The organism is Fibrobacter succinogenes, from assembly GCF_902779965.1.
Taxonomy (GTDB): Bacteria; Fibrobacterota; Fibrobacteria; order Fibrobacterales; family Fibrobacteraceae; genus Fibrobacter; species Fibrobacter succinogenes_F.
This window is the reverse complement of record NZ_CACZDK010000073.1, coordinates 1-2,477: the sequence shown is the minus strand read 5'-3', so window position 1 is coordinate 2,477 and position 2,477 is coordinate 1. Positions and strand designations below refer to the sequence as shown.

1 protein-coding gene is annotated in these 2,477 nt (G+C 47.7%); it reads right to left on the bottom strand.

The annotated features are described in order from the left end of the window. Nucleotides 1-158 precede the first annotated feature (158 nt). On the bottom strand, nt 159-2,045 hold the full coding sequence (locus HUF13_RS17115) for a T9SS type A sorting domain-containing protein (RefSeq protein ID WP_173476227.1): 1,887 nt from the start codon (nt 2,043-2,045) through the stop codon (nt 159-161). Nucleotides 2,046-2,477: the final 432 nt, after the last annotated feature.

Below are 2,477 nucleotides of genomic sequence, written 5' to 3'. Positions count from 1 at the left end.
TAAAATTACGCCTAAAAGGAATGAGCCCGGTACAATACCGGACTCATAACGCTGTTTTATCCTAACTTTAAACTGTCCAACTTCTTGGGGTCAGTTCATTTTCGCGGGACTGTTTGCTTTGTCATCCAGACCCCTTGGGGGAAGGATTCAGTCATTTTTTATTTGATAATTACTGGTTGCGTGGCTGTGAGGCCTGCGCCCTTCATGCGAACGATGTACTGACCCTTCGGCATTTCAGCGAGGCTGAAAACGTAATTGCCTGCGGCGAGTTTTCCGCTGAAGAGTGTGGCCACGCGCTTACCGTTCATGCCGAACACGTCTACACTTACGTTTCCTTGAACCTTTGTGTTGAGCAAAATCTTGTCGCCGTTGATGCTGAACTTGGAGGATGCGGCGAGCTTGCCCTTAGCTATTGTCGTTTGCCCATAAACGTAGTTTTCATCGAACACGATCTTGATTTCTGGAATCATTTCTTCGGTGTTCTCGTAACCGCGCTTGAAGGCATCGTACTTGTCTTTGTTGAAGTCAAAGAGCGTCGTGGCGCCAGCCTTGATGTCGTCGTAAATCACTGTACCGGTGTAGCCAGCGGCATAGTTCGCAAACGTGATGCTGAGTGTCTTGTTGCGGTCGGCAAAGCTAGAAATGTCGATAGAGCACGTGACTTTTTCACCAGCCGGAACCTTGCAGCTTCCATCCGTTTCGGTCCATGTCCAAGAATCCGTGAGCTTGAAAATCAAGTAGAGATCTGCGTCAGAAGTTCCGTTGTTCTTGGCGGTCCAAGTGAACGTCGTTGCTCCGGAGAGGTCCCAACCGCCCTTGTTCTGGTATTCCACCTGGGCGTTGTCTGCACCGTAAGTCACGGCCATCATGCCGTTTCCGCCGGAGCCACCTTCTATGTTCACGTCCTTAATTTTGATGCTTGCTTCTTCTTTTGCGGCGAGTTTCTTCATGGCTTCAAGCGCGGGTTCAATCGTGTAGCTGAAGCCGCCGAACTGAGAATCGGTCTTGTCGCCGATGTACTGCCAGGCGAGAGCGCCTGCGTAACCGCCGTCAAATGCCTTGCGGTAGCATTCTTCCGTGGTAATCTGCGTCTTGGCGGCAAAATTACTTCTGTAAGTATCTCCTGCCCAACCGCTAGCCGGGAATTCCCCGATAATCATCGGCTTGCTGTCGTAGCTATACTTGGTAGCCATCTGGGCTGCTGTATTCACGAACGGGCTTACAGAATTGTCTTGCCAGTACGGGTAATAGTGCGTCTGGAAAAAGTCGAGCGTACCCTTAGCTTCGCCACCCGCTTCGATGAGCGCTGCGTCATTCCAGTACTTCTGATACTTGATGTTCACGCTGCCAGTAGAAACGAGAAGTTCCGGATTTGTCGTATGGATTGCTGCTGCAACTTTGTTTGTAAACTTCTGGATTTTGGCAAGCGCCATCTTCTTTGTAGTCCAGCCGCTGCATTCGCTAGTCATGCCTTCGGGTTCGTTAAAGACTTCCCACGTCATGAGCGCCTTGTGATTGCCAATGGCTTTCACGACCGGAATAAGAACGTTGTCTATAAATGCTTTGGTGCCCGCGTCTTCGAAAAGCAATTCGTTTGCCGTGATGTCGAGCAATTCGTTGTAAATGCCCCACTGAGTCGGTTCCATCAAGTTGTGGCTGAAAAGACACATCGAAACCATCACGCCATATTCTTCGGCAATGTCCAAAGCCTTCTTCATGTTGGCGATCGTGTTTTCTTTAGGACCCGTGACCAAGTGCGTCGTTTCGTCAATTGTCGGGCTTTGGCTCATGTTGTTAAAAAGCCACCAACGAATAGCATTACCACCTGCGGCACGCGTGCCTTCCACGGCCTTGCGCCATGCGTTTTCGTCGAGAGGGGAAGCTCCTACGTCGGAGTTGTAGTCGCTCCAAGCGAGGTTTGTGCCCGAAAAGAAAATCTTTTTGCCGTTGTATTGCAAGTCTGTGCCGTTCACCTTGAGACCAGGAGCTGCGAATGCAGCCGTTCCAAGCAAAGATGCTGCAATTAAAGTCTTGAAGCTGTTCATAAATTGACCCTTGTATATCTATCTAGAAATTAGATAATTAGTGGTGAAATAGGGTCGTTTAGCCTTTTGCCTGTTGACAAAAGTCACTAAAATGTCCACACCTAAAAAAGTTGTGAAAAAGTGTATTTTTTTTAGAGAATTGTAAGAGTTTTGAAGGAAACGATGGAATGAAATGTGACGGAATTCACAAGGACGGGGGATGGTTTTGTTTCCCATTTGACTGTAATAAAATTTTACAAAGTTTTTCCCGGACAAATAGCCTGCCAAAGCGTGTTAATATAATGGAGGGCGAATTCAGCAAACTTGCCTTCCTGTATTTAACCGTGATAAAGCAGGAGAATTATGTCAGAAAAACAAAAAACGCTCGAATTTTCAATCACGACTTCTCGTGACCAGTTGGTTGACAAAACTATCGAAGAAATCAAGAAACAC